Source organism: Bradyrhizobium sp. USDA 3311, assembly GCF_054062495.1.
In genome coordinates, this window is the sequence record NZ_JBSSFI010000001.1 from 6,431,220 (window position 1) to 6,447,256 (window position 16,037).

General features: G+C 65.3%; 22 protein-coding genes. 9 read left to right on the forward strand and 13 right to left on the reverse strand.

Annotation, left to right across the window (positions count from 1 at the left end; translation table 11 throughout):
* Positions 1-81: 81 nt before the first annotated feature.
* Positions 82-726: a TetR family transcriptional regulator gene (locus ACVWW6_RS30995; protein ID WP_456681967.1), complete on the reverse strand. Its 645-nt coding sequence runs from the start codon at positions 724-726 to the stop codon at positions 82-84.
* 97 nt (positions 727-823) lie between these two features.
* Here ACVWW6_RS30995 and ACVWW6_RS31000 point away from each other — a divergent pair, with 97 nt between their 5' ends.
* The 3 genes from ACVWW6_RS31000 (at position 824) to ACVWW6_RS31010 (ending at position 2,616) form a co-directional block, all read left to right on the forward strand.
* Entirely contained in the window at positions 824-1,489 is a 666-nt protein-coding gene (locus tag ACVWW6_RS31000; protein ID WP_011087002.1) for an O-methyltransferase, read from the forward strand.
* Between the two features lie 213 nt (positions 1,490-1,702).
* Positions 1,703-2,047, forward strand: a complete 345-nt coding sequence (locus ACVWW6_RS31005; RefSeq protein WP_456681968.1) for a DMT family transporter — start codon at positions 1,703-1,705, stop codon at positions 2,045-2,047.
* Positions 2,047-2,616, forward strand: coding sequence for a TetR/AcrR family transcriptional regulator (locus tag ACVWW6_RS31010; RefSeq protein WP_456681969.1), 570 nt, complete (start codon positions 2,047-2,049; stop codon positions 2,614-2,616). Before ACVWW6_RS31005 ends, ACVWW6_RS31010 begins: the two co-directional genes overlap by 1 nt.
* Positions 2,617-2,637: 21 nt before the next feature.
* On the opposite strand, the gene ACVWW6_RS31015 is transcribed toward ACVWW6_RS31010, so the two are convergent.
* The 5 genes from ACVWW6_RS31015 to ACVWW6_RS31035 all read right to left on the reverse strand — a co-directional run bounded on the left by ACVWW6_RS31015 (position 2,638) and on the right by ACVWW6_RS31035 (position 6,938).
* Positions 2,638-2,958, reverse strand: a complete 321-nt coding sequence (locus ACVWW6_RS31015) for a hypothetical protein (protein ID WP_011086999.1) — start codon at positions 2,956-2,958, stop codon at positions 2,638-2,640.
* 72 nt (positions 2,959-3,030) lie between these two features.
* Positions 3,031-3,210 (reverse strand): hypothetical protein, encoded by a 180-nt coding sequence (locus tag ACVWW6_RS31020; RefSeq protein ID WP_028171193.1) that lies wholly within the window; start codon positions 3,208-3,210, stop codon positions 3,031-3,033.
* A gap of 217 nt (positions 3,211-3,427) precedes the next feature.
* Complete coding sequence (locus ACVWW6_RS31025; RefSeq protein ID WP_028171192.1) at positions 3,428-3,706, reverse strand: hypothetical protein; 279 nt, start codon at positions 3,704-3,706, stop codon at positions 3,428-3,430.
* 162 nt (positions 3,707-3,868) lie between these two features.
* Positions 3,869-4,870 (reverse strand): SH3 domain-containing protein, encoded by a 1,002-nt coding sequence (locus ACVWW6_RS31030; RefSeq protein WP_456681970.1) that lies wholly within the window; start codon positions 4,868-4,870, stop codon positions 3,869-3,871.
* Positions 4,871-5,015: 145 nt separating this feature from the next.
* Positions 5,016-6,938: an FAD-binding monooxygenase gene (locus ACVWW6_RS31035; RefSeq protein ID WP_456681971.1), complete on the reverse strand. Its 1,923-nt coding sequence runs from the start codon at positions 6,936-6,938 to the stop codon at positions 5,016-5,018.
* Positions 6,939-7,041: 103 nt separating this feature from the next.
* On the opposite strand from ACVWW6_RS31035, the gene ACVWW6_RS31040 reads away from it, so the two are divergent.
* Positions 7,042-7,506 (forward strand): MarR family winged helix-turn-helix transcriptional regulator, encoded by a 465-nt coding sequence (locus tag ACVWW6_RS31040; protein WP_011086994.1) that lies wholly within the window; start codon positions 7,042-7,044, stop codon positions 7,504-7,506.
* 119 nt (positions 7,507-7,625) lie between these two features.
* On the forward strand, positions 7,626-8,060 hold the full coding sequence (locus ACVWW6_RS31045; protein WP_028171189.1) for a COG4315 family predicted lipoprotein: 435 nt from the start codon (positions 7,626-7,628) through the stop codon (positions 8,058-8,060).
* A gap of 30 nt (positions 8,061-8,090) precedes the next feature.
* On the opposite strand, the gene ACVWW6_RS31050 is transcribed toward ACVWW6_RS31045, so the two are convergent.
* The gene (locus ACVWW6_RS31050) at positions 8,091-8,744 is read right to left on the reverse strand and encodes a L,D-transpeptidase (RefSeq protein WP_011086992.1); all 654 of its coding nucleotides are present in this window, start codon (positions 8,742-8,744) and stop codon (positions 8,091-8,093) included.
* A gap of 274 nt (positions 8,745-9,018) precedes the next feature.
* Here ACVWW6_RS31050 and ACVWW6_RS31055 point away from each other — a divergent pair, with 274 nt between their 5' ends.
* Both ACVWW6_RS31055 and ACVWW6_RS31060 read left to right on the forward strand, forming a co-directional pair.
* Positions 9,019-10,020 carry a hypothetical protein gene (locus ACVWW6_RS31055; protein WP_456681972.1) on the forward strand — a complete coding sequence of 334 codons (1,002 nt, stop codon included), beginning with the start codon at positions 9,019-9,021 and terminating at the stop codon, positions 10,018-10,020.
* A gap of 533 nt (positions 10,021-10,553) precedes the next feature.
* Positions 10,554-10,784: a DUF6894 family protein gene (locus ACVWW6_RS31060; protein WP_028171187.1), complete on the forward strand. Its 231-nt coding sequence runs from the start codon at positions 10,554-10,556 to the stop codon at positions 10,782-10,784.
* A 1-nt stretch (position 10,785) separates the two neighbouring features.
* On the opposite strand, the gene ACVWW6_RS31065 is transcribed toward ACVWW6_RS31060, so the two are convergent.
* Complete coding sequence (locus tag ACVWW6_RS31065; protein ID WP_456681973.1) at positions 10,786-11,568, reverse strand: SDR family NAD(P)-dependent oxidoreductase; 783 nt, start codon at positions 11,566-11,568, stop codon at positions 10,786-10,788.
* Positions 11,569-11,696: 128 nt separating this feature from the next.
* On the opposite strand from ACVWW6_RS31065, the gene ACVWW6_RS31070 reads away from it, so the two are divergent.
* Complete coding sequence (locus ACVWW6_RS31070) at positions 11,697-12,089, forward strand: hypothetical protein (RefSeq protein WP_011086989.1); 393 nt, start codon at positions 11,697-11,699, stop codon at positions 12,087-12,089.
* A gap of 92 nt (positions 12,090-12,181) precedes the next feature.
* Positions 12,182-12,433, forward strand: coding sequence for a hypothetical protein (locus ACVWW6_RS31075; RefSeq protein WP_456681974.1), 252 nt, complete (start codon positions 12,182-12,184; stop codon positions 12,431-12,433).
* Positions 12,434-12,452: 19 nt separating this feature from the next.
* Here the strand turns inward: ACVWW6_RS31075 and ACVWW6_RS31080 are convergent, their stop codons facing one another.
* From ACVWW6_RS31080 to ACVWW6_RS31100, 5 genes are all read right to left on the reverse strand, one after another.
* A complete protein-coding gene (locus ACVWW6_RS31080) occupies positions 12,453-12,638 on the reverse strand; it encodes a hypothetical protein (protein WP_028171184.1) in 186 nt (61 codons plus the stop codon).
* Positions 12,639-12,816: 178 nt separating this feature from the next.
* Positions 12,817-13,098 carry a cell division topological specificity factor MinE gene (gene minE / locus ACVWW6_RS31085; protein ID WP_011086986.1) on the reverse strand — a complete coding sequence of 94 codons (282 nt, stop codon included), beginning with the start codon at positions 13,096-13,098 and terminating at the stop codon, positions 12,817-12,819.
* Positions 13,095-13,910, reverse strand: coding sequence for a septum site-determining protein MinD (minD, locus tag ACVWW6_RS31090; RefSeq protein WP_011086985.1), 816 nt, complete (start codon positions 13,908-13,910; stop codon positions 13,095-13,097). The genes minE and minD overlap by 4 nt, the downstream gene beginning before the upstream one ends.
* Positions 13,911-13,931: 21 nt before the next feature.
* Positions 13,932-14,627, reverse strand: a complete 696-nt coding sequence (gene minC / locus ACVWW6_RS31095) for a septum site-determining protein MinC (protein ID WP_011086984.1) — start codon at positions 14,625-14,627, stop codon at positions 13,932-13,934.
* Positions 14,628-14,938: 311 nt separating this feature from the next.
* Positions 14,939-15,943, reverse strand: a complete 1,005-nt coding sequence (locus tag ACVWW6_RS31100; RefSeq protein ID WP_404522484.1) for an ABC transporter substrate-binding protein — start codon at positions 15,941-15,943, stop codon at positions 14,939-14,941.
* Between the last annotated feature and the right edge of the window lie 94 nt (positions 15,944-16,037).

Genomic DNA, 16,037 nt, shown 5'->3' on the forward strand with positions numbered 1-16,037 from the left:
CGATGGCTGGACGAAAGATGTTGCGAGGCTACCTCATCATCCGGCGAAATCCGAAACGATATTGGGGTGCAAACGCGGATGTCAGCAATGATCTCGGCGCCGTGCCAGCTCGCCGAGATAGGCGCAGAACATGTCGGCGAGCCCCTCGGCATGGCGCGCGATCTCCGCCGCGCTGCGCGGCGTCTCCGAGAAGCGCTTGCCGACCTCGCTCAGCGTCGTCGTGATCAGTTCGCCGGCGAGAGCGCGCGTCGCATCCGATGTCTTGGGCAGCGCCTCCCGCATGAAGGCCGCGACGATGCCCTTGCCGGCGGCCCGCGCATCGCGTGCCTCGGGCGCATCGCGATAGAGCGGCGCGGCGTCGCTGAGCGCCGTGCGGATCGCAGCCTCCTCGCACTCGGAGCGAATGAAAGCGTGGACCAGCGCGCGCAGCCGCGCCGATGGCGGCTTCGTCCGGTCGGCGAGGATGCCGCGCAAGAGCTCGCTCGTGCGTTGCCACTCGTCGCTCTGGAGGCGGAACAGGATCGCCGCCTTGTTCGGAAAATATTGATAGAGCGATCCGACGCTCACCCCGGCCCGCTCGGCCACCCGCGCCGTCGTGAAACGCTGCGCGCCCTCCTTCGCCAGGACCTGAACAGCCGCATCCAGAATGGCCGCCACAAGCCCCGTGGAGCGGGCCTGTTGCGGCTGCTTTCGCGAGGAAATTGAACGGCTTCGACGATCGGCCATGGCGCGCCTGGGGAATGCGAATAGGAAATGCGACGAATTAGTCGTATTTCAGTCTTCGCGCAAGCACGCGCTTCTTCGCGAACCCTGGAGGCAACGAATGACCACCCCAACCATCACATCGCTTGCGCCGCTGCTGGACCGCCTGTTCCTCGAGGCCGAGGCAACACGGGGCGCAACGCTCGCAGCCGTCGCCGATTTGTCCGACGCCGACCGGGCGCGGATGATGCGAAGCAAGACCGATTACGCCGACCTCTACGGACGCCTGAAGGACGTCCCGCTCGCGGTATCCCGCGAGACCGGCGCCCTACTCTACATGCTGGCGCGCAGCTCCCGCGCCAGAACGATCGTCGAGTTCGGCACCTCCTTCGGCATCTCGACCCTGCACCTCGCCGCGGGCCTGCGCGACAATGGCGGCGGCCGTCTCATCACCAGCGAGTTCGAGCCGTCCAAGGCAGCGCGGGCACGCGACAACCTCTCGGCCGGCGGGCTGCTCGATCTCGTCGAAATCCGCGAAGGGGATGCGCTGAAGACGCTCAAGGCCGATCTCCCTGACACGATCGATCTCGTGCTGCTCGACGGCGCCAAGGCGCTCTACCCTGAGATCCTGGATCTGGTCGAGGGCCATCTCAAGCCGGGCGCGATCATCGTCGCCGACAATGCCGACGACAGCCCCGACTATCTCGCGCGCGTGCGCATGCCCGGCAGCGGCTACATCTCCACGGCCTTTGCCGAGGATGTCGAACTCTCCGTGCGGATCAACTGACGCCACGTCGAGCCGCCGCGATGCCATTGAGCCGCTGCGCGATTCATCGCGCGGCGGCTTCGCGTCATCGGCGACAGACCGCGGAACATCACGTCCGCGTCCGTGTCGCACCCTCGTCACTCACATGTGATAGCAGCTACCAGCAGAGCGATGTTCCACGTGCTAAACATACCTACCGCGCGGTATCTTTCCTGCGCTACGCCCGAGCCTGCCATGACCTCCGCCTTCAATGCCTACACCGCGCTTGCCCTCGCCATCGTCTCCGAGGTCATCGCGTCCGCCTTCCTGCAGCAATCCGCACAGTTCACGCGGCCGTGGCCGACGCTCGCCATGGTGCTGTTCTACGTCGCCTCGTTCTACGCGCTGTCGGTCGCGATCCGGGTGATCCCCCTGAGCATCGCCTATGCGATCTGGGGCGGGGTCGGCATCATCCTGACCGCCACCGTCTCCTTCGTGCTGTTCCGCCAGATGCTCGACGCCGCGGCGTTCGTCGGCATCGGGTTGATCGTATCCGGCGTCGTCATCATCAACCTGTTCTCGGAGACGATGGTGCACTGATGCCGGCCAGCGCCTATAGCCGCGCCAAGCAGCCCGAGCAGGTGCGGCGCGCCCTGCTCGACCACGCTGCGGCCATTGCCACGGACCATGGCGTCTCCGGCATCACGGTGCAGGCCGTGGCGGCGGCGGCCGGCGTCACCAAGGGCGGCCTGTTTCATCACTTCGGCAGCAAGCAGGCGCTGATCGAGGGCCTGTTCGCCGATCTGCTCGCCCACGTCGATGCCGAGATCGACGCCGCAATCGAAACCGATCCCAAGCCGCGCGGCAGCTTTACGCGCGCCTATGTCAATGCGGTGTTCACCGGCAAGGCGTTCGGCTTCACCACGCCCTGGGCGGCGCTGAGCATGGTGGTCGTCACCGATCCGTCACTGCGCCGGCTCTGGAACGACTGGATGAAGGCACGCCTGAAGCGGCATCGCGCGACCGACGGCACGCCGGAGCTCCATGTCGTGCGCCTCGCCGCCGACGGCGCCTGGCTGTCCTATGTCACGACCGGACAGACGCGCATGAACGCCGAGCTGCGCGCCGTGCACGGCCGGCTGATCGCGCAGACCTATCGGCGCGGATAGCGACCTTTTTGTCGGCGCTGGCTACTGGCTTGTCACTGGCTTGGGCGGACGCGGCGCGGATCGGGAGGATTTTGCGCCGGGCTTGGCCGCGGCTCGCGGTGGCGGCGCATCGACGGACTCCAGATACGCGGCGAGCGCCTTGGCGGAGTCAGAGCTGGTCGCGTAGTGGTCCTTCAGGAACCATGACAGCGTCAGGCTGAAGCGCCCCTTGGCAAGACCGCGCGGGCTCCGGTGGCAGGTCGCGCAACCATCGGCAAACAGCTTTTCGGCCGACTTGCCGGCATCGAGATTTTGAGCGGATGCGACCGTCGCCGTCAGTGCGGCGGCGGCTGCGAGAATCATCAGGGGCGCGATCAGGTCGCGCCCTGGCCGAAAGTGCGAAGTCAAATGTCGTCCCCTAGCCCCGTCTTGCGGTCACGCCGCCAGCAATTGATCGAATTCGGGCGGCGCGTAGGCCTTGCCGTCCTGGTCGGTGATGACGACCCGCCATCCCTCGCTCGCCCACACCCTTGCCTTCGCCACGATGAGCAGGCGGCTCTCGCGGGCGAAACTGTACTTCTCGTTGTCGCGTTCTGCGATCATTTTGTAGGCCAATGCGTGTCCCCTTGCGTTGCCCCTGCACCCGCTTCCTCGTGGCAGCGGGCTTTGGCGGCAATTCGCCGGGAGCGTGGCAATTTGGTGCCATCCGCAGGCAGCATCGCACCGGCGCACCCGCAGCCGGGTGACCGGATCGAACGCGTGCCGCGTTCGGCAGCTGGGGGCCGGCCCGTCACATCAGCAACGGAACCGATCGCGCCACCTCCGAACTCCGCTAATGGACGCGGATGATGTGCGGACGGCCGAGATCGATCAGCCCCTGCACCGCCGACAGGCGATCGTCCAGGGCCGCGATCGTAAGCAGCAGATTGTTGCGCCGTTCGTCGAGAAGACCCATCTCGGCGCCGGAGAGTTTGGCGTTCGCCCGTTGCTTGTGGATGCTTTCGAGCGACTCGCGCAGTGTGGCGATCAAGCCGGTCAACTGCTTGACCTCTTTCGTCATGGACCGCTTCGCGACATTTTGGCGGCGCGTCTCCGCCTGGCTCTGTCTCATCGTCATCCTCCCGTGCCCCGCTGCCCCGAGTGGATGCTTACAGCTTTGGGTAGACATATTACGATCGATGAAATCTGCCCGCGAAGAACTTTCTTAAATTGTACGCGCAGGGAACCCGACTAACAGAAAGCCCGGCGCGAGGGCCGGGCTTTCGCAATGACGTTAGTGCTTCTCGTGACCGTCACCGGGACCGCCGGCCGGCGCGCCACCACGCGGAGCGGCGTTGATGTGCTGAGCACCGCCGCCCGGATGCGGCATCGCAGGTGCTGCCGCGCGCGGCGCCGGCATCTGCGCATGGGCATTCATCGGCGCGCCATGGCTGACGTTCGGCTGCGCCACATGCGGCGTCGCGGGCCGGGCCGCAGGCGCGGCCGACACGCGCGGAGCTTCATGAGCACGCGCCATCGGCTGCGCACGCGTTACCGGCTGCGGCTGCGGCTGCGCACGCGTTGCGGCGCGGCTCGCCGCATGCTCGTGCATCATGCGCGCCTGCGCGTCGCGCGGGTTGCGGTTCTGCTGCACGGTCGTCCGCGCATTCACCAGGCGATCGCTTCGCCCGACGCGAGTCCGGTCGGCCGCAACCGCAGCGTCGCGCTTGGCGATGGCTGCGTCATGCCGTGCCGTCACGGCATCGCGTCCGGAGATCGCGGCGGCGCCCTTTGTATTCGCGCCATTGCGCCCCAGTGCGATCGCCGCATCGCGTGTCGCCGCACGGCCGATACGGGCCGCACTCGGATCAATCGTCATCCGCGTCGCGAAGCGCTCGTGCGAGCTCCAGTAACTATTCCAGTAGGCATGGCGGCGATACCAGGGCCGCCCCTGATAATAGCTCGACCAGTACGAGCTCAGCACGAAGGGCACGACGGGCACGTCGATCTCGTCGACATAGTCGGGGAGATAGACGTAGTGATTGCGGTAGAGATATTCGAGATATTGCGACGACACCCAGCCGCGATCGTCGGAGAAGCTCACGTCGCACCAGGCATTGCCGCGCAGGCAGCCATGGATGTTGACGCGGGCGCCCTCGGGGATGCGATCGACCACGGGGAATCCCGACCCCGGTCCGGCGCGCAAGCCGGTCGAGACGGTGACGATGCCCGGCGCGGCCAGCGCGGCCGTCGGGGCGAGTAGCAGTGCTGCAACCAAAATGCTTCTGAGTCTCATGGCGTATTCCTCCTCTGCGAGTCGGAACGCGCAGAAGGAACGAGCGTTCCTCCTAGAGCTGCCGCATCAGCCGAAAGATTGAATGCGCGCGGAGTTCAATATTCATCCGCCGTTCATCGGTACGACGAGCGCAACACGGCGAACGTCAATTCACCGGCAGCATGAACCCGTCGAAGTACGACGCGAGCCCGGCAAGATCGTCGAGCGGCAGCACGTTCGCGACGTATTGATCCGGCCGCACGACGACCATGCAACCGGCCTTCCGATCGATGCCGCGCATCGCAAACACATCGTGACCGCTCTTGAAATCCGGACAGAACATCTTTTCGTAGTCAAGCAAACCGTAGCGGCCTTTGCGCGGCAGCAGCAGCGGTGGCATCGCCTCGATCGCAAGCTCGCGATGATCTTGCTGAAACACCGCGCGCAGATCGATCACGGCGTCGATGTCGGCGCCTCCCGGGGTATATCGTCTCACCGGCGATTCCCCTGCCTCGGTGAGAAAATTGCACAATGCACGAATGGCGGAGCCGGCCGCCGCCGGATTCTCCGCGCCGGAAAATGCATAGATGCGGAAGCGTCCGTCGGCCTGCGCCGCGTGGCCGAGATGAACGGGCTTTGCGTCCGCCAGCCGGATCACCGGCGCGGAATGGAAGCGCTTGCCGATCACGAGGCCTTCCGCAAGATGCTGATGGGACAAGGCCCCCGTGAGGACCGAGGGCGTGTAATGCGTCGCGGTGCCGGCCGTATAGCGGCCGTGCCGGACAAAATAGTCCTGCGTCATGGCGGCATCGGCGCCACCGGCCTTGGCCGCAGAGGCCAGAATCCCCGACCATTCGCGGTCGAAGTCGATCAGCTCTTTCGCGACGGCCTGGCGCTCCGCCGAATAGGAATGCAGCAGGCTTGGCGCACTTTGTTTGTGGAGCACGGCGGCGAGCTTCCAGCCGAGATTGAAGGCATCCTGCATCGAGACGTTCATACCCTGCCCCGCCTTCGGGCTGTGGGTATGGCAGGCATCGCCGGCGATGAAGATGCGCGGCAGGCGGGTCGCGGTCTCGGCTTCCGGCACGTCGTCGAACTTGTCGGTCAGGCGCTGGCCGATCTCGTAGACCGACCACCAGGCGATCTCCTTCACGTCAAGCGTATGCGGTTTCAGGATCCGCTGCGCCTTGGCGATCACGTCATCGGCGGTGATGTTGCGGCTGGCGACGCGCTCGCCGACGTCGAGCTTGGCGAGCTCGACATAGATGCGCACCATGTAGCCGCCTTCGCGCGGAATGATCAGCAGGCTGCCGTCCTTCGCCGACTGGATCAGGGCCTTGAAGCGGATGTCCGGAAAATCGGTCACCGCCAGCACGTCCATCACGCCCCAGGCGTGGTTGGCGGAATCGCCGTGCAGTTCGCGGCCGATCGACTTGCGCACGGTGCTGCGCGCGCCGTCGCAGCCGACGACATAGCGCGCCCTGATCGTCTCGACCTTGCCCTCGTTTTCGGCGTCGACGCGTTCGAGGCGCACGGTCACGGCATGGTCGGCAGGCCCCGCGGCCGGATCGACCTGGAGGTCGAGCAAGCGGCGGCTGTAATAGGGCTCGAGCTTGGCCGGCGATTTGCGCATGACGTCGAGAAAGCCGTCATGGATGCGCGCCTGGTTGAGGATAACGTGCGGGAATTCCGACAGCCCGTCCTCCACGTCCTGCACCCGGCCGCTGCGGACGATGGTCTCGGGCCGCCGTTCGTCCGGCTTCCAGAACGTCGTCTCGTTGACCCAATAGGCTTCCTTCAGCACGCGCTCGCTGAAGCCAAAAGCGTGGAACATCTCCATGGTGCGGCAGGCGACGCCGTCGGCCTGGCCGACCGACAGCCGGCCCGGCTTCTGCTCGACGATGCAGGTCTTGATGTCAGGAAATTGGGCAAGCTGGGCCGCGAGCGTCAGGCCTGCGGGCCCACAGCCGACGATGAGGACGTCGACCTCGTCGGGCACGCCGCCCGCGGCACCGGGGGCCTGAACGCGTTCAGCGGGATCGGCGATTTCAGGGTCGCCCGGCTGAAATCCATTGAGATGGAATTGCATGAGCACCTCTCCCGTCAACGTCTTCTTCGATATTGCTCAGTATGCTGACTATCAGTATACTTGTCAACGGATCCCGCCGTCCCTGTGACCTCAGGAGAATTCGGTGAAAGACAACAACGACATGCCCGGTCATCTGGCGCGCCGCTTCCAGCAGATCGCGGTCGCGGTCTTCCTGGCCGAGGTCGGGGATGCCGGCTTCGACCTCACGCCGGTGCAATACGCCGCGCTCGCGACCATCAAGGCCAATCCGGGGCTCGATCAGGTGACGCTCGCAGGGTTGATCGCCTATGACCGCACCACCATCACCGGCGTGATCGATCGCCTCGTGCAGAAGGGGCTGGCGGAGCGCCGCGCCTCGAGCCGCGACCGCCGCGCCCGCGAGCTCGAGGTCACCGACGAGGGCCGGCGCACGCTGCGCAAGATCACGCCGGCGGTCGAGTCCGCACAGCGCATCATGCTGCGCGGCCTCAGCGCCAGGGAAGGCGAGGAGCTGATGCGTCTGATGCGCAAGGCGATCGCTGCCGGCAACGAGCTCAGCCGCGCCCCGCTCCGCGATGTGCAGGCCTAAGCCGCATTCATGCCCGTAATTGTCGCAGCGCCGCGAAACCAGGAACTAACCTTCGGCTGCTACCGTCGGCCCCATTCGGCGCTTAACGCGCGATTAACTTTGCCGTTCGGGAGTTTCGGATGTTCAGGTTCCTCATTGCGGCCGCGGCCATCGCGCTCTCGACCGGCCATGCGCTCGCAAACGGCCATGGCGGCGGCGATACCCCTCCTCCGCCCAAGCCCGAGGCGACGACCGCGCCGGCGAAGGTGGTCATCACCAAGCAGGGTCCCAAGCTCGTCGATCCCAAGGGCATGACGCTCTACTATTACGAGCGCGACACCACCGGCAAGACGTCGAACTGCAACGGCAAGTGCGCCGAAAGCTGGGTTCCGCTCGCCGCAACGGCCGACGCCAAGGCCGTCGGCGACTTCACCGTGATCAGCCGCAACGACGGCAGCAGGATGTGGGCATACCGCTATCGCCCCCTCTACACGTCACCCGCCGACAAGGCGCCGGGCGATGCCAACGGCAACGCCACGACGCTGCAATGGCGCATCGCACGGCCCGGGGAGTAGGGCCCGAGCGGCAGCGCCGTGACGCGCTGGTCACCCGCGCCAGCGCGTGCCCGTCTCGACCTGCGCGTTCTGCCCGGGCGGCAGCACCACGACCATCGAATTGAGCTTCACCCGGTCGTAGAGATCGATCACGTCCTCGTTGCGCATCCGGATACAGCCTGATGAGATCGCCTGCCCGATATATTCGGGCTGGTTGGTGCCGTGGATGCGGTAGAGCGTGTCCTTGTTGCCGACAAAGAGATAGATGCCGCGTGCGCCCAGCGGATTGGCGGGACCGCCGGCGACGCGCGCCGGATACGGCCCAAGCCGTGCCTGAATGTCCGCTGTCGGAACCCAATCGGGCCATTCCGCCAGGCGGCCGACGCGCGCGACGCCCGAGAAGGCCATGGCCTCCTCGCCGACCGCGACGCCGTAGCGGATTGCCTTGCCCTCGGGCAGCACGAAATAGAGGTAGCGCGCATCGGTATCGACCAGGATCGTGCCCGGCTGCTCCTTGCGCTGGTAATCGACGATATGACGGAGATATTGCTCGGGCACGTTCGCCTGAGCGTATGGCGTATGCGCGAGCAACTGCCGGTCGCGCGGCGTCATGCTCGCATCCGTGGATGGCGAAAGCGTCGTCTGCATGCAGCCGCCGAGCGGCAGCATGGCAACAACGAAAAGAGCGAGAACAGATCTTGGCACCGCCGGCCCCCCCGATAGCGGATAGCAGCACCCCCAGCAGCGTCAGATATTGCCCAAATCGTGCTGAAAACAAGGCAATGCGGAACACGTCCGCGTGTTTTTCCGGCGGAGTTCCATCACCACAAACGGCAGAAGACCGTCGCATCATCTCCATCCCCTCGCCTTGCTTTGGTCAAACCCGGCTGGACTCGTGCGTCATCAGACTTGGGATGGGGCTCACCTCAACAGATCGGCTCGCGCCAATGCGGACGACGAAGGCTTCAAAGGAGCTGCGATGCTCGCGATGCTGAACAGCAAGCAAATCGTCGATGAGATCGTGAAGGACACGGTCAAGGACAACGATCCGCACGACGCGGTTCAGATCTCGCCGGATATCGTGCTGGCCTCGCGCCCCGTCGGCGCTGCCCCCGCGCTGGCGCCTGACATCACGCCGCGTCCGGAGCCGAAATTCGCGCCCGGGCCCAGAATCAATCCGGAGCCGAAGTTCAGTCCTGTTGTGGAGCCGCAGCCGGCGATGCCCTCGGTCGACACCGCGGTGCGCGTAACGGCCGGCGACGGTCACGGCCGGCAGAAGCGATCCGCCGCCGGCAAGTGGCTGCGCGGCGCTTTCGTCACGTTTCTGTTCGCGGGCGGCAGCGCGGCTGCCACCATCGCCTGGGAGAGGCACGGCGACGTGGCGAGGCAAATGCTCGCCGACTGGAAACCCGTATTGGCGTCGCTGATGCCTTCGACGTCACAGACGGCGCCGGCCGCCGCTGCGCAGTCCGCCCCGCCCGCGGCGGAAGCTGCAACCGATCAAACAGCCGACCAATCCCCGACGCCGGCAGCGACTCAGTCTGCGTCTCCGGCCGTGCCCGCAGCAGCGCCGCTCGAAGCAGCTCAGTCGGTGCAATCGATGACGCGGGATCTTGCCGCGATGGCGCAGCAGATCGAGCAGCTCAAGGCCAATATCGCCGAGTTGAAGGCCGGACAGGAGCAGATGGCGCGCGAGATGGCGAAGCCGTCCGCACCGAAGCCGATGGCTGCGACGATGCCGGTCGATCCGCGCGCGCGCGTTTCCGCGCTACCGCCGCGGCCTCCGGTTCCACCGGTTCGCAAGCCGAAGCCGGCCGTGACGCAGACCTACATGCCGGCGTATTCGCCCGCACCGGCCGCGTCTCCGCCGCCACCGTCACAGGCTGCCGCGGCCCCACCGCCGGTCGCGCCGGCCGCCACGACACAAGCCGTTGCCGATGACGATGGACCCGTCGTGCGTCCGCCAATGCCGCTGCGCTAGAGCGTTTTCGAGCGAAGTGGATACCGGTTCGCGTAAAGAAAACGCGTCAAAACAAGAATCTAGAGCCTTTCCCGTTCCGATTCCATCGGAACGGGAAAGGCTCTAGACCAACGCCGGGCGATCGCACAGCATCGGTAACGCAGCGTCGCTGCAACCTGTCCGACTCGATGCGATGCGTTGAGTCCGGGCCACTACGGAGATCGATGCTTCGATCGTCTTACGACGAACGAATAGGCCAAGAGAGAAAAGGCCGTCGGGATCTATGCCGACGGCCTTCTCTTGCAACTGCCGGTTCCCGGAGCCCGGTTCTGTTGCAATTCCATGCCTCATGATCACGCTGACATATTTAATAAAATCTTAACGCGCCTGCATGCTGCACATCATTTCTGCGCCATAAGCACAGAGATTGCGCGCTTCATTCATTCGATAAAGATCGACTCAGTGGTACCATCCGGGATGTGTTGAGACTTCCGTTGAAGACTTGTTTTCCAGACTTGTCGTCGAGACTTGGGTCGTAACACCGGGGAATTCGGATGCCTTACTACTACTTCGATCTTGTGGTTGGTGAAGAGTTCAAGAACCAGGGCGGAATCATCCTCGAGGATATCGAGGTCGCCTCCGATCGCGCCCACCAACTGGCCAACGAGCTGTCGCAGGTGAAGCCGGAGCTTCAGCAAAAGGGTTGCGCGGTGCGCGTCACCGACCGCGATCACAACGAGCTCTATCGCACGCCGCTCGATCCCGTGCCGGCCTGGCAGCGCTAAGCTACTCCAGCACCGGCGCCTCGAACCAGTTCGTCAGCGACAATCCGCCGTCGACGACGAAGGCCGCGCCGGTGACGTAAGCGGAGAGCTTGTTCGACAGCACCGCGAGCGCCATCGGTGCGAGGTCTTTCGCCTCGCCCAGACGCCCGAGCGGGATGTGCCGCGCCAGCGAGGCATCCGCGACGAAACCGCCGGCAGCGATCGCACCGGGCACCAGCGCGTTGACGCGAATGTTGTGGCGTCCGAACGTCTTCGCCAGCTCCTTCACCAGCATCGCCATCCCCGCCTTCGCCGTCGAGTAATGCGGCAGGTTGCGCGGCGTGCCTGCATGCAGCGAGGTGAGGAACAGGAACGAGCCGGGCCGCTTCGCCGCGATCAGCCGCTTGGCGATCTCGCGCGCCAGGTGAAAACCCGCATCGAGGTTGACGGCGTGCATCTCCTGCCAGGTCCTGCGATCCACCGCGAGCGCATGATCGGCCTCGCGTCGCGGCGGCGAAGCGCTATGCACGAAATGCGTCACCTCGCCCAGCGCGGCATGTGAGGCGGCAAGCAGCGCATCGCAGGCGTCGAGCCTCGCAAGATCGCCGACCCAGGGCACCGCGTGTCCAGGCCTCTCGCTCGCGCCGATCGCGGCACTGACCCGTTCCGCACTCACATCGGCGAACACGGTCCGGACACCCTCGCCGACCAGCGCCTGCGCGATCGCGCGGCCGATGCCATTGCCCGCGCCGGTGACGAGCGCCGTGTCGCGTTGGGGATCGAACGGCGTGCTGAACAGGCTCATGTCGCTCTCCGGGTCCGGGAGCAGCCAATTTAGCGCACCGCACGGAGGCGCGACAATTGCGTCCCGGCGCCATTGCGGAGCGACGCGCCGGACGCTAGCCTCCCAAAAAAATCGAGGAGGTACCAAGGATGCGCTATGGTTTTCTGATGACGGGCCTTTTGCTGCTTGCCGCGCCGGCACAGGCGGGCGACGCGCCGCCACGCTCGACCTATGTGACGATGGTCTTGCAGGCCTTCGCCGCCAAGGTCGAGTGCCCCAACACGGATCTCGTCTATCAGGACCTCGTGCAGAAGGCGCAGCAGATGCAGCTGCCCGACGGCACCACCGAGAAGGTGCGCAAGGCGATCGCCTGGATGCATACCGGCGGCAAGATGGGCGAGAAGCAGGACGACGAGCTGATGGCCGAGGTCGCGGTGGCGACGCAGGCGACCGATATGGACCAGCGCCGCCTTGGCATGCCCGGCTGGTGCGAGGCCCAGAAGACCAACCTCGCCGGCCTGATCCGTAGCAAGGGCGGCTAGAGCGTTAAGCACACCGCGGCGGAACCGCCGCCGCGGCCAATAATCGTCACAATCCTCGCCAGCATGCGGGCTTCTTCGAACAGGAGATCCCTATGCGGATGGCTCATTTCGTCTTCGCCGGCGCCCTCGCGATCAGTGCCGTGCTGACCGCCCCGGCCTTTGCGAAGAATACCGACGCCCAGAAGGGCGAGGACAAATCAACCTCCTCGTCGTCCTGTAGCGCCTATCAGCAGGCGCCCGACGGTTCGTGGGAGCAGCTTTCCTGCAAGGAAACGAACGAGCGCGGCCAGCCGCAAACGCAACATCGCGCCCCGGCACAGGGAACCGATCACGAGGAGCGCTGACTGTTCCCGTTCCCCGTGGTCAGCTCTGGTGCGGCCCACGTATGACCTTCATGGCATCCTCGATGTGACGCCATTCCTTGGCCTCATCGGCCTCGCCGCGGCCCTCGCAGGCCTGGGCCTGCTCGGCGGCCTTCGCAATCGCAGCAAAGCCGTGCCGTTCGAGCATCTGGCGTGCGACGGTGTGGACCTGGAGCTCCGACATCATGGGTGCTCTCCCGTGTGATGAAACCGCGATGCACGCTTGGTGGAGCCGCGGATTTCCTACAACGATCAAGTCGCGGGTCTCGTTCCGATCACCCGCAGCAACGATAAAAGGCGGCCCGCCATGCCCGGCGGACCGCCTTCTCACCCACCCCAAAACCTGATGTCGTCGGCCGCGTCCCCTACGCGACCGCCACGCGCTTGCGCTCGAGATCGTTTGGCACCTCGATATCGACCTCCAGGGTCGACACCTCGTCGCCGCGCTCGAGCCGCACGATGACCTTGGTCGGATCCAGCGTGACGTGCTTGGACACGACGGCGAGAATTTCCTCACGCAGCACGCCGAGCAGGTCGGGCTGGCCGCGCATTCCGCGTTCATGCGCGAGCAGAATCTGCAACCGTTCGCGTGCGACGGGTGCAGAAGCCTTGTTGCCGCGGAGAAGTCGGAGCAGACCCATGCTCATGCAGCCCTCCGTCGCAGCAGACGATCCATGAAGCCCTTGCGCTCCGACGGCACCTGCATGGCGACGGTCTCGCCGCACAGCCGCCGCGCCGCATCGATATAGGCCCGTGCGGGTGCGCCGTCCGCGTTCGACAGCGTCACCGGCGTGCCGACGTTGGAGGCCTTCAACACGTCCTGGCTCTCTGGAATGATGCCGAGCAAGGGCGTTGCCAGGATTTCGAGGATGTCGTCGATGGTCAACATCTCGCCGCGCGCCGCGCGGGAGGCATCATAGCGGGTGATGAGGATGTGCTTCTCGACCCGCTCGCCCTTCTCGGCCCGCACCGTCTTGGAATCGAGCATGCCGATGATGCGATCGGAATCGCGCACCGAGGACACTTCCGGATTGGTGACGATGACGGCTTCGTCCGCGAACCGCATCGCCATGGAGGCGCCGCGCTCGATGCCGGCCGGGCTGTCGCAGATCACCCAGTCGAAGCGGCCGCGCAAATCGTCGATGACCTTGCCGACGCCCTCTTCCGTCAACGCGTCCTTGTCGCGGGTTTGCGAGGCCGGCAGCAGCCAGAGATTCTCCAGCCGCTTGTCGCGGATCAGCGCCTGCGGCAGTTTTGCGACGCCCTGCACCACGTTGATGAGGTCGAACACGACGCGGCGTTCGGCGCCCATGACGAGATCGAGATTGCGCAGGCCGACGTCGAAATCGACGACGACGACCTTGTCGCCGCGCTGCGCCAGGGCAGCCCCCAGCGCGGCGGTCGTCGTGGTCTTGCCGACCCCGCCCTTGCCTGATGTCACGACCAGTACCTTACTCATCTGAAATGTCTCCTTTGCTGGTCAGTTCAGTGCTGTAATTCGCATGGTATTCCCCTGCAGCCAGGCCTGCGCCGGCTTGCCGCGCAAGGCGGCATCGATGTCGTCCGCAGTCTGGTAAAACCCATCAATTGCAAGCAGTTCGGCCTCGATCTTCTGGCAATAGATGCGGGCGCTCGTGTGCCCGTTAACCCCCGCCATGGCCCGGCCGCGCAGCGCGCCGTAGACGTGGATGGAGCCGCCGGCGACGACCTCGGCGCCGGAGCCGACGGAGCCGAGAATGGTGACGTCGCCTTCGGGGAAGATCACGGTCTGGCCCGAGCGCACGGGGTTTTCGAGCAGGAGCGAGGTTGGCTTGGCCTCCGCCTTCTCGACCTTCTTCGGCGCGCTCGGCTCGACCACGCAGCTGCGCCCGCCCGAGAGCAGCGGCGGCATCATGGGGGTCAGCCGGCCCTCCTCCACGCCCTCGATCCCGAGCACGCGGATGTTGCGGTCCTGAAGGCTGGTGAGCAGATGATTGATGCCGGACTGGCTGAGATCGACCGAGGACAGGTCGATCACCACGGGCCGGCCGGCGAAGAAACCCGGCGAACGGGCGATGGTGGCGTCGATCTCCTGGAGCCAGTCCAGGATCGGAACCGTCGGCACGAACACGAAGGCCACGTAGGAGCGCCCGCGCAGGCGCACCATTTGGCGTTGGACTTTTGCTGCAGCCTCCATCGGCCGACTCGTTCCCTGTTATTGAATGGTTAACGATGCGGCGGATGTGGTTAACGGCTGGTTAATTTCTCCATGGGGTTACATGAGTTGGGTGTGGGTCTCGGGCGGCTCGTCCGCACGGGACAGCCGCCGTGACATCCGGTGTCGTCCTGGCGAAGGCCAGGACCCATACCGCGGAATCCATCGATTACGGACGGTGGGAGTACCGAACGACGAGTCTTCGCCAAACGACGTCTTGGGGTAATCGCGACGAGCGCGAGCGCTCGCGCGGGGGTCCTGGCTTTCGCCAGGACGACGATACGGAAGCCCCCCTACTTCTTCACCTTGCTCGCATCCATCTTGATGGCGGGATCCAGCATCCTGGTCGTGAACGCCGTCGTCACGTCGAACGGCTTCTCCATGCCGAGATAGGTCTGGACCAGTTCGTAGTCCTTCTTCATGCGCTCGCCGTCGATCCAGCCGAGGCTCTTCGTCGTCGTGAACTCGTCCGTCATCAGGAACTTGATGCGCTCCCACTGGCGCTCCTGGTTCTCCTTGTCGAGGCCGGAGACCTGGTCGAGCAGCGCCTTCAGGCACGGCGTGACGTCGGCGACGCAGGCCGCGAAGGCCTTCTGCGTGACGCGAACGAAATCCTCGACCACCTTCGGGTTCTTCTGCAAGTAAGCACCGTTGACGATCAGCGAGTTGCCGTAAGGGTTGAGCCCGATGTCCTTCCAGTTGACGTAGCCGAGGTCCTGGCCGAACTCGATCGCCTTCACATCGTGCTCATTGTAGAAGTCGCTGATGATGTCGACGGTGTGGCTCTTCAGCGCCGCGACCTTCGCGGTGGGCCCGATATTGACGAAGCCGACCGCATCAGGCGCAAGGCCTGCGGCCTTGGCGAAGGCCGGCCACATCACGCGCGAGGCGTCCCCGGGCGGATTGCCGATCTTGTGGCCGGCGAAATCCTTCACCCCGTTCACGCCGTAGCTCTTCAGCCAGTAGAAGGTCTGGCCGGTGTTGGCGTAGACGCTCATCACCGCGACCGTGTCGGCGCCCTTGCTCTTCGCCACCAGCATGGTGGCGAGGTCGGCGACGCCGAACGGCGAGCCGCCCGAGCCGACCTTGGCGGCGGAGACGCCGGAGCCCTTGCCGGTCTCGATGGTGAGGTCGATGCCGGCCTTCTCGTACCAGCCCTGCGCCTTCGCGTAATAATAGGGCGAATGGTCGGCCGTGGGCGTCCAGTTCAGGATCAGGTTCACCGCCTCGCCCGCGTTCGCGGGCACGCCCGGCAAGCCGAGCATCAGGGTCACAACCGCCGCCTGCAAACGCTTCATCGCTTGTCTCCTCATTGCCGCGACCCGGCTTGTCGCTCTCCCCATGTGAGGCTACCAATGCAACAAGCCCGCCCTCCACTTGTCAACTGTTTGG

What these genes read in the sequence shown, in the direction of transcription:
- minE (WP_011086986.1), bottom strand. Translation starts at nt 13,098, where the DNA reads ATGAGCATGGGTCTGCTCCGACTTCTCCGCGGCAACAAGGCTTCTGCA.
- ACVWW6_RS31035 (WP_456681971.1), bottom strand. Translation starts at nt 6,938, where the DNA reads ATGCAATTCCATCTCAATGGATTTCAGCCGGGCGACCCTGAAATCGCC.
- ACVWW6_RS31080 (WP_028171184.1), bottom strand. Translation starts at nt 12,638, where the DNA reads ATGATGTCGGAGCTCCAGGTCCACACCGTCGCACGCCAGATGCTCGAA.
- ACVWW6_RS31060 (WP_028171187.1), top strand. Translation starts at nt 10,554, where the DNA reads ATGCCTTACTACTACTTCGATCTTGTGGTTGGTGAAGAGTTCAAGAAC.
- ACVWW6_RS31065 (WP_456681973.1), bottom strand. Translation starts at nt 11,568, where the DNA reads ATGAGCCTGTTCAGCACGCCGTTCGATCCCCAACGCGACACGGCGCTC.
- ACVWW6_RS31025 (WP_028171192.1), bottom strand. Translation starts at nt 3,706, where the DNA reads ATGAGACAGAGCCAGGCGGAGACGCGCCGCCAAAATGTCGCGAAGCGG.
- ACVWW6_RS31015 (WP_011086999.1), bottom strand. Translation starts at nt 2,958, where the DNA reads ATGATTCTCGCAGCCGCCGCCGCACTGACGGCGACGGTCGCATCCGCT.
- ACVWW6_RS31000 (WP_011087002.1), top strand. Translation starts at nt 824, where the DNA reads ATGACCACCCCAACCATCACATCGCTTGCGCCGCTGCTGGACCGCCTG.
- ACVWW6_RS31100 (WP_404522484.1), bottom strand. Translation starts at nt 15,943, where the DNA reads ATGAAGCGTTTGCAGGCGGCGGTTGTGACCCTGATGCTCGGCTTGCCG.
- ACVWW6_RS31045 (WP_028171189.1), top strand. Translation starts at nt 7,626, where the DNA reads ATGTTCAGGTTCCTCATTGCGGCCGCGGCCATCGCGCTCTCGACCGGC.
- minC (WP_011086984.1), bottom strand. Translation starts at nt 14,627, where the DNA reads ATGGAGGCTGCAGCAAAAGTCCAACGCCAAATGGTGCGCCTGCGCGGG.
- ACVWW6_RS31055 (WP_456681972.1), top strand. Translation starts at nt 9,019, where the DNA reads ATGCTCGCGATGCTGAACAGCAAGCAAATCGTCGATGAGATCGTGAAG.
- ACVWW6_RS31010 (WP_456681969.1), top strand. Translation starts at nt 2,047, where the DNA reads ATGCCGGCCAGCGCCTATAGCCGCGCCAAGCAGCCCGAGCAGGTGCGG.
- ACVWW6_RS31030 (WP_456681970.1), bottom strand. Translation starts at nt 4,870, where the DNA reads ATGAGACTCAGAAGCATTTTGGTTGCAGCACTGCTACTCGCCCCGACG.
- ACVWW6_RS30995 (WP_456681967.1), bottom strand. Translation starts at nt 726, where the DNA reads ATGGCCGATCGTCGAAGCCGTTCAATTTCCTCGCGAAAGCAGCCGCAA.
- minD (WP_011086985.1), bottom strand. Translation starts at nt 13,910, where the DNA reads ATGAGTAAGGTACTGGTCGTGACATCAGGCAAGGGCGGGGTCGGCAAG.
- ACVWW6_RS31070 (WP_011086989.1), top strand. Translation starts at nt 11,697, where the DNA reads ATGCGCTATGGTTTTCTGATGACGGGCCTTTTGCTGCTTGCCGCGCCG.
- ACVWW6_RS31075 (WP_456681974.1), top strand. Translation starts at nt 12,182, where the DNA reads ATGCGGATGGCTCATTTCGTCTTCGCCGGCGCCCTCGCGATCAGTGCC.
- ACVWW6_RS31005 (WP_456681968.1), top strand. Translation starts at nt 1,703, where the DNA reads ATGACCTCCGCCTTCAATGCCTACACCGCGCTTGCCCTCGCCATCGTC.